Below are 7,923 nucleotides of genomic sequence, written 5' to 3'. Positions count from 1 at the left end.
GCCGTTTCTGCCGGCTGCCCCGGGTCATTTGCGCGCCAGCTTGAAACGCACGCAGACCGCCCAGGGTTTCGGCAGCAAGGCGCAGTTGCATTTCAACGGCACTACCTCAGCTTCAGGGTGGCAAGGCCGATCAGCACCAGAATCACGGTGATGATCCAGAAACGGACGATCACACGCGGCTCGGGCCAGCCCTTGAGTTCAAAGTGGTGGTGGATCGGTGCCATGCGAAATACACGACGGCCGGTCAACTTGAAGGAAGCGACCTGAATGACCACGGACAGGGTTTCCATCACGAACACGCCGCCCATGATGAACAGGACGATTTCCTGACGGACGATCACCGCGATGGTGCCCAGGGCCGCGCCCAGCGCCAGTGCGCCGACGTCACCCATGAAGACCTGTGCCGGATAGGTGTTGAACCACAGGAAGCCCAGGCCAGCGCCGATCAGCGCGCCGCAGAACACGATCAGTTCACCCGCGCCCGGGACATAGGGAATCAGCAGGTATTCGGCGAATTTCACGTTACCCGACAGGTAGCAGAAGATGCCCAGGGCGCCACCCACCATCACGGTCGGCATGATCGCCAGGCCGTCGAGGCCATCAGTCAGGTTGACCGCGTTGCTGGAGCCGACGATCACGAAATAGGTCAGGATCACGAAACCAATGCCCAACGGAATGCTGAAGTCCTTGAGCATGGGGATCAGCAAGGTGGTTTCGACCGGAGTCTGCGCGGTGACGTACAAGAAGATCGCCGCGCCCAGGCCGAACACCGACTGCCAGAAATACTTCCAGCGGCTTGGCAGGCCGCGGGAGTTCTTCTCGATCACTTTGCGATAGTCGTCGACCCAGCCGATGGCGCCGAACAGCAGGGTGACCAGCAGCACCACCCACACGTAACGGTTGCTCAGGTCCGCCCACAGCAGAGTGCTGACACCGATTGCCGAAAGAATCAGCGCGCCGCCCATGGTCGGGGTACCCGACTTGGACAGGTGCGATTGCGGGCCGTCATTACGCACAGCCTGACCGATCTGGCGGTTCTGCAACGTGCGGATCATCCACGGCCCCAGCCACAAGGACAGCACCAGCGCAGTCAGTACCCCGAGAATCCCGCGCAGGGTCAGGTACTGAAAGACCGCGAAGCCTTTGTAGAACTGTTGCAGGTACTCCGCTAGCAGCAGCAGCATCAATGTTTCTCCGTGCTGGAACCGCACAAGGCCACGACGATGTTTTCCATCGCCGCGCTGCGCGATCCCTTGATCAAAATAGTGGTGTTTGTATCTTGCTCGGCGCCCAGGGCAGCGATCAGCTCGGCCTGGTTGGCGAAGTGTTGGCCGTGCTCACCGAAGGCCGCGACCGCATGGGCCATCATCGGGCCCACGGCATAAAGTGCCGACACTTTACCGGCGGCATAAGCACCTACATCGCGGTGCCCCTGCTCCGCCCAATCGCCCAACTCGCCGATATCTCCGAGCACCAGGACGGTGCGGCCGGAAAAGCCGGCGAGTATATCAACGGCGGCGCACATAGACGTGGGATTCGCGTTGTAGGTGTCGTCGATCACCCGCATGCCGTTTTTCGCCAGCTGGGCGACGGTGCGCCCCTTGACCGGCTGCACTGCATTGAGCCCGGTGGCGATACCGAACAGCGACACGCCCAGGGCATGGGCAGCCGCGGCGGCGGCCAACGCGTTGGCCACGTTATGGGTGCCCAGCAGGTTCAACTGGACGCGCTCGGCGCCGTTGCCAGCGTGCAGCGTGAAGTTCGGGCAGCCACGGGCATCGCGCTCGATATCCGAGGCATGGAAGTCGGCGGCGGTGTTGTTCAGGGCGAAACTCAGCACCTGACGGCCGGCGGCGCGTTTTTTCCAGATCGGGAACGCCTTGTCGTCGAGATTGAGCACGGCGATGCCGGTAGCATCCAGCCCCTCGAGGATCTCGCCCTTGGCCTCGACGATTTTTTCCGGCCCGCCGAACTCGCCGACATGGGCGGTACCGGCGTTATTGATGATGGCGACCTGCGGTTTGGTCATCGCGACCGTATAGGCAATTTCACCGATGCGCGACGCGCCCAGTTCGATCACCGCTGCGCTGTGCTCCGGAGCCAGCTCCAGCAGAGTCAGCGGCGCACCCAGGTCGTTGTTCAGGTTGCCGCGGGTGGCCAGCACCGGCCCACGGGTACGCAGGATGCTCGCGAGCATTTCCTTGACCGTGGTCTTGCCGCTGGAGCCGGTCACCGCCGCTACAGGTTTAGTGAACGCCGCGCGATTCAGCGCCCCCAGCTGGCCGAGGGCCTGCCGGGTGTCGCTGACCAGCAGTTGCGGCAGCGTGCTGTCGGGCACCGCGCGCTCGACCAGAGCGCCGACAGCACCCTTGGCGGCGACTTCGTTCAGGTAGTCATGGCCGTCGAAGCGTGGACCTGCCAGGGCGATAAACAGCTGGCCCGGCTTGATCGCCCGACTGTCGATGCTCACGCCATCGAAACTGCAATCGCCACCCAGCAAGCGTCCCGCCAGCGGCGCACTTACATCACTGAGTTTCAGGGCCTTAAGCATGGGCCACCTCCCACGCGGTCAGCGCCCGGTCAGCTTCCACCAGGTCGGAGAAGTCCAGCCGCACGCCGTTGATTTCCTGATAGTCCTCATGACCTTTACCGGCCAGGACAATGACATCGTCCGCCGAAGCAGCGGCCACCAGCTGGGCAATGGCCAGGCCACGGCCAGCCACGAAATCGACCTTGTCCACCGCACTGAAGCCGGCACGAATGTCGTCGAAAATCTGCATCGGATCTTCCGTGCGCGGGTTGTCATCGGTAACCAGCACGCCATCAGCCAGGCGCTCGACCACTTCAGCCATCAACGGACGCTTGCCGCGATCGCGGTCACCGCCGCAACCGAACAGGCACAGCAAACGGCCCTTGGCGTGAGGACGCAGGGCCAGCAATACTTTTTCCAGGGCATCCGGGGTGTGGGCGTAATCCACCACCACCAGCGGCTGCGAACCGCCACCCAGGCGTTGCATGCGCCCGGCCGGACCTTCCAGCTTCGGCAGCATGCGCAGGATTTCGTCGAGCGGGTAATCCAGGCCGAGCAAGGCGCCGACCGCGGCCAGCACGTTGCTCAGGTTGAAACGACCGAGCAGCGTGCTACGCAGGTGATATTCGCCCTGCGGCGTCACCAGAGTGGCCCGCACGCCTTCGTCGTCAAACTGCGCCTCACGGCAATACAGATAGGCCCGAGGGTCCTCGAGGCTATAGGTGATGAGCCGCGAATCCAGCTCCTCGCCCGCCAGCAACCGACCGAACTCGTCGTCGAGGTTGATGACCCGGCACCGCAGGTCGGTCCAGCCGAACAGCTTGGCCTTGGCGCCGCCGTAGGCCTCCATGGTGCCGTGATAATCCAGATGGTCGCGGGACAGATTGGTCAGCACCGCCACATCGAACGCCAGCGCAGTGACCCGGCCCTGGTCGAGGCCATGGGACGACACTTCCATCGCCACGGCTTTGGCGCCGACGTTTTTCAGGTCGGCCAGGGTGGCCTGCATGGCAATCGGGTTCGGCGTGGTGTGCATCCCACTTTGCAGCGCGCCATAAAAGCCGCTGCCGAGGGTGCCGACGATGCCGCAGGGCTGGCCCAACAGATCGAGGGCCTGCGCCACCAACTGGGTCACGCTGGTCTTGCCGTTGGTACCGGTCACGCCAATCAGGTTGAGACTGCGGCTCGGGTCGCCATAAAAACGTCCGGCGATATCCGACAACTGCGCCGCCAGCCCCTTGACCGGGATCAGCGGCACATCGGTAATCGGCAGGACGGTGGCACCCTCGACTTCGTAAGCTACGGCGGCCGCCCCGCGCTGCAAGGCATCGGCGATATGTGCACGGCCATCGAACTTGCCGCCGGGGACCGCGAGAAACAGATCGCCAGCGCGCACATTGCGGCTGTCCAGGGTCAGTTCGCGAATCAGCAGATCACGACCAGCGTGGGCGAAAATAGTGTTCAGGCTAAGAGACATCAGCCACGCCCTCCTTTAGCTGGCGCCGCATTGGCTTGTTGGGTAGGCGGCAGGTTATCCGGCGAAATATTCATCAGGCGCAGGGTGCCGGACATCACTTTGCTGAACACCGGCGCCGAGACCAAGCCACCGAAATAACCGGCCTTGCTCGGCTCGTCGATCACCACCACGATGGCGTAGCGCGGATCGCTCATCGGACCGAAACCGGCGAACAACGAGCGGTAAGAGTTCTCGGCGTAGCCCTTGGTGCCCACCGAAGTCTTACGCGCGGTACCACTCTTGCCGGCTACGTGATAAGCCGGCACCTGGGCCCGGAACACGCCGCGCGGCGCCTCGATCACCTGCTGCAACATGCCTTGCATGGTCTTGGCGACCTTCTCCGGAATCACCTGGGTGGTCTGCGGTGCCTTATCGGTTTTGATCAGTGTCAGCGGTGCGATACGACCGTTGTTGGCCAGTGCCGAGAAGGCGTGAACCAGCTGGATCGCCGTCACCGAGATACCGTAGCCATAGGACAGCGTGGCGGTCTCGGCCTTGCGCCATTCGCGGTAGTTCGGCAGATTGCCGACGCGTTCGCCCGGGAAACCGAGACCGGTGTCCTGGCCGAGGCCGATTTTCTGGGCCAGACGGAAGATGGCTTCGCCGCCAATGTCGAAGGCGATCTTACTCATGCCGACGTTACTGGAATTGATCAGAATCCCGGTCAGGTCGAGCACCGCGCCTTCGGTCTTGGATACGTCGCGAATGGTGTATTTGCCGATCTGCAGCGTGCCCGGATAAACCTCGACGGTGTCGCTCGGTTTCCAGCGACCGGTTTCCAACGCCGCGCTCATGGAGATGGCTTTCATGGTCGAACCCGGTTCGAACACGTCGATCATCGCGCGGTTACGCATCATCGCCGGTTGCAGGTTGCGACGGTTGTTCGGGTTGTAGGTCGGCTGGTTGACCATGGCCAGGATCTCGCCGGTCTTCACATCCATGATGACCAGGCTGCCCGCCTTGGCACCGTTCTCGACAATGGCATTGCGCAATTCGCGGTTGGCCAGATATTGCAGGCGCAGGTCAATCGACAACGCCAAGGGCTTGCCGGCCTTGGCGTTTTTGGTGACCTGGACATCCTTGATCAGTCTGCCGCGCCGATCCTTGATGACCTGGCGCTTGCCCGGGACCCCGGCCAGCCACTCGTCATAAGCCAGCTCGACACCTTCGCGACCGCGGTCGTCGATGTCGGTAAAGCCCACCATGTGCGCGGTCACTTCACCGGCCGGGTAGAAGCGCCGGAACTCTTCGATGCCATAAACCCCTGGCACCTTGAGATCGAGCACTTGCTGCCCCTGCTCGGGCGTCAGGCCACGAACCAGGTAGATGAATTCTTTATTGGCTTGCGCTTCAAGGCGCTCGGCCAGCGCCTTGGGGTCCTGCCCCAGGGCAGCCGCCAAGGCTGGCCACTTGTCTTTGGCCAGTTGCATTTCCTTGGCGTTGGCCCACAGGGTGGTCACTGGCGTACTGACCGCCAGCGGTTCGCCGTTGCGATCGGTGATCAAGCCACGGTGAGCCGGAATCGGAATATGCCGAACGCTGCGCGCATCGCCCTGGCCCTTGAGGAAATCACGGTCGACCACCTGCAGGTCGATGATGCGCCAGGCAATCGCCGCCACCATGACACCGAGCAAGCCCAGCACCACGCGGAACCGCCAGGGAAAGAGTGCGCCTTCGAGCTTCATCATGGCGCCACCATCTGCACTTCGGCCGCGCCGGGAATGCGCATTTTCAGTTGTTCAGTGGCCAGCACTTCGATCCGGCTATGGGCGGTCCAGGTGCTTTGCTCGAGAATCAGCCGCCCCCACTCCGCTTGCGCCTTGTCCCGCACACTCAACTCGCCGTACAGCGTGTTGAGCAGCTGACGGTTCCAGTGGGCGCTGTAGGACACCGCAATCGCGGACACCAGAACACCGATGAACAGCAGAAGCATGAAAAAGCTTCCGCCTGGAAGTGGCTTGGCGAAAAGCTTGCTCACCGCAGCTTCTCCGCGACGCGCATGACAGCACTACGAGCACGCGGGTTGGCTTTGAGTTCGGCCTCGGAGGCGAACTGCGCTTTGCCATGGATCTTGATTTTCGGCACGAAGGCTTCGAAACGTACCGGCAGATTGCGCGGCAGGTTATCGGTTTCACCCTTCACCAGCTTGCGCATGAACAGTTTGACGATGCGGTCTTCCAGGGAGTGGAAGCTGATCACCACCAGGCGCCCACCCACTTCGAGGGATTCCAGAGCAGCTTCGAGGCCGGCTTCGAGATCGCCCAGTTCATTGTTGACGTGGATGCGCAAACCCTGGAACGCACGGGTAGCCGGGTTCTTGCCCTTTTCCCAGGCCGGGTTGGCGACTTTCAAGACTTCAGCCAGATCGGCGGTGCGTTCGAACGGCTTGACCTCGCGACGCTCGACCACAGCACGCGCCATGCGGCCGGCGAAACGCTCTTCGCCGTACTCCTTGAACACCCGGGCAATTTCTTCGACCGGCGCGGTGGCGATGAACTCGGCGGCGCTGATGCCGCGAGTCGGGTCCATGCGCATGTCCAGGGGACCGTCATTGAGAAAACTGAAGCCGCGCTCCGGATCGTCGAGCTGCGGGGAAGAGACCCCCAGATCGAGAAGCACGCCGCTGACCTTGCCATCCAGACCGCGTTCGACCACTTCCGAACCCAGCTCGGCAAAGCTGCGCTGCACAACGACAAAGCGGCCGTCTTCGGCCGCTAGCGCTTGCCCTGTGGCAATCGCTTGGGGATCTTTGTCGAATCCGAGCAGCCGACCATCCGGCCCGAGCTTGCTGAGAATCAGACGACTGTGACCGCCGCGGCCGAAGGTGCCATCCAGATAGCAGCCATCAGGACGTACGGCGAGAGCCTCGACGGCTTCGTCAAGCAGTACGGTGATGTGGTTAAAGCCGCTATCAATAGTCACAGGATCAAATCACGCAGTTCATCGGGCATGGCGCCCGGTTGTTGAATAGCTGCCAGGTCCGCTGCAGATACAGCATTCCAGGCATCCTCGTCCCACAGTTGGAACTTGTTCAGTTGGCCTACCAGCATCGCGCGCTTATCCAGCTTGGCGTATTCGCGCAAACGCGGTGGAACCAGAAAACGACCACTGCCATCGAGCTCGAGGTCGACGGCATTACCAATCAGCAAGCGCTGCAAGCGGCGGTTTTCTTCACGCAGCGAAGGCAGGGCACGCAGTTTGGTTTCGATAATTTCCCACTCATCGAGGGGGTAGACACACAAACACGGATCAACGGCATCAATAGTGACGATAAGTTGCCCGGAACTACGCGAAACGAGCTCGTCACGGTACCGGCTCGGCATGGCGAGACGGCCCTTTGCGTCGAGACTGATAGCGTTAGCTCCGCGAAACACGTCAGCGTTTCTCCAAATTTTAGCGTTTTACGAGCAAAAAACCCACTTCATGCCACTTTCCGCCACTTGCGCACACTATAGGAATGCGCCCACCACACCGTCAAGGCACCGATCGACGGAAAAGCCTTATAGAACGGAGATTTAGGAGATCAAAAGGAGGGGTAACAGGAATTTGGCGAAGGATTTGGCATGGCAACTTCACTTCATTCAAGAAGCTGCATCGCGAAGTTAAAGTGAATTATTAAGAGTAAGAACTTTTCGGTATTACAAAAGCGCTTCTGCTATTGATTCAAGCAGGGAGGGAAAAGGTGGAGAGTCGATCTGTAAGCCGGGTTCTGTCGAGGACAGTCATTCCTCTACGATGGCCATCACTGGACATCTTTAGCAACCTACCCGGTTCCAGCGCGGGCCACGCCTTGGAACCCTATTTGGTCTTGCTCCGAGTGGGGTTTACCTAGCCACGAACTGTTACCAGACGTGCGGTGCGCTCTTACCGCACCTTT

Annotated in this window: 7 protein-coding genes and 1 other RNA gene; all 8 read right to left on the bottom strand. The window is 61.4% G+C overall.

What is annotated here, in order from left to right:
* Nucleotides 1-101: 101 nt before the first annotated feature.
* Nucleotides 102-1,184, bottom strand: coding sequence for a phospho-N-acetylmuramoyl-pentapeptide-transferase (gene mraY / locus ACQKQA_RS28940; RefSeq protein ID WP_427564616.1), 1,083 nt, complete (start codon nucleotides 1,182-1,184; stop codon nucleotides 102-104).
* Entirely contained in the window at nucleotides 1,184-2,551 is a 1,368-nt protein-coding gene (locus ACQKQA_RS28935; protein WP_427564615.1) for a UDP-N-acetylmuramoyl-tripeptide--D-alanyl-D-alanine ligase, read from the bottom strand. Before ACQKQA_RS28935 ends, mraY begins: the two co-directional genes overlap by 1 nt.
* Nucleotides 2,544-4,007, bottom strand: a complete 1,464-nt coding sequence (locus ACQKQA_RS28930) for a UDP-N-acetylmuramoyl-L-alanyl-D-glutamate--2,6-diaminopimelate ligase (protein ID WP_427564614.1) — start codon at nucleotides 4,005-4,007, stop codon at nucleotides 2,544-2,546. The genes ACQKQA_RS28935 and ACQKQA_RS28930 overlap by 8 nt, the downstream gene beginning before the upstream one ends.
* Entirely contained in the window at nucleotides 4,007-5,731 is a 1,725-nt protein-coding gene (locus ACQKQA_RS28925; protein ID WP_427564617.1) for a peptidoglycan D,D-transpeptidase FtsI family protein, read from the bottom strand. The genes ACQKQA_RS28930 and ACQKQA_RS28925 overlap by 1 nt, the downstream gene beginning before the upstream one ends.
* Nucleotides 5,731-6,024: a cell division protein FtsL gene (gene ftsL, locus ACQKQA_RS28920; RefSeq protein ID WP_009050721.1), complete on the bottom strand. Its 294-nt coding sequence runs from the start codon at nucleotides 6,022-6,024 to the stop codon at nucleotides 5,731-5,733. Before ftsL ends, ACQKQA_RS28925 begins: the two co-directional genes overlap by 1 nt.
* On the bottom strand, nucleotides 6,021-6,968 hold the full coding sequence (gene rsmH / locus ACQKQA_RS28915; protein WP_427564613.1) for a 16S rRNA (cytosine(1402)-N(4))-methyltransferase RsmH: 948 nt from the start codon (nucleotides 6,966-6,968) through the stop codon (nucleotides 6,021-6,023). Before rsmH ends, ftsL begins: the two co-directional genes overlap by 4 nt.
* A complete protein-coding gene (gene mraZ, locus ACQKQA_RS28910) occupies nucleotides 6,965-7,420 on the bottom strand; it encodes a division/cell wall cluster transcriptional repressor MraZ (protein ID WP_003205355.1) in 456 nt (151 codons plus the stop codon). Before mraZ ends, rsmH begins: the two co-directional genes overlap by 4 nt.
* 308 nt (nucleotides 7,421-7,728) lie before the next feature.
* An RNA gene (gene rnpB / locus ACQKQA_RS28905) (RNase P RNA component class A) lies at nucleotides 7,729-7,923 on the bottom strand; the annotation flags it as partial.

Origin of the sequence: Pseudomonas sp. NPDC089530, from assembly GCF_050280705.1 — a bacterium.
In the GTDB taxonomy this organism is placed as follows: domain Bacteria; phylum Pseudomonadota; class Gammaproteobacteria; order Pseudomonadales; family Pseudomonadaceae; genus Aquipseudomonas.
The sequence above is the reverse complement of the archived record's forward strand: the minus strand, read 5'-3'. Positions and strand labels throughout refer to the sequence as shown.

What these genes read in the sequence shown, in the direction of transcription:
- ACQKQA_RS28925 (WP_427564617.1), bottom strand. Translation starts at nt 5,731, where the DNA reads ATGAAGCTCGAAGGCGCACTCTTTCCCTGGCGGTTCCGCGTGGTGCTG.
- ACQKQA_RS28930 (WP_427564614.1), bottom strand. Translation starts at nt 4,007, where the DNA reads ATGTCTCTTAGCCTGAACACTATTTTCGCCCACGCTGGTCGTGATCTG.
- mraY (WP_427564616.1), bottom strand. Translation starts at nt 1,184, where the DNA reads ATGCTGCTGCTGCTAGCGGAGTACCTGCAACAGTTCTACAAAGGCTTC.
- ACQKQA_RS28935 (WP_427564615.1), bottom strand. Translation starts at nt 2,551, where the DNA reads ATGCTTAAGGCCCTGAAACTCAGTGATGTAAGTGCGCCGCTGGCGGGA.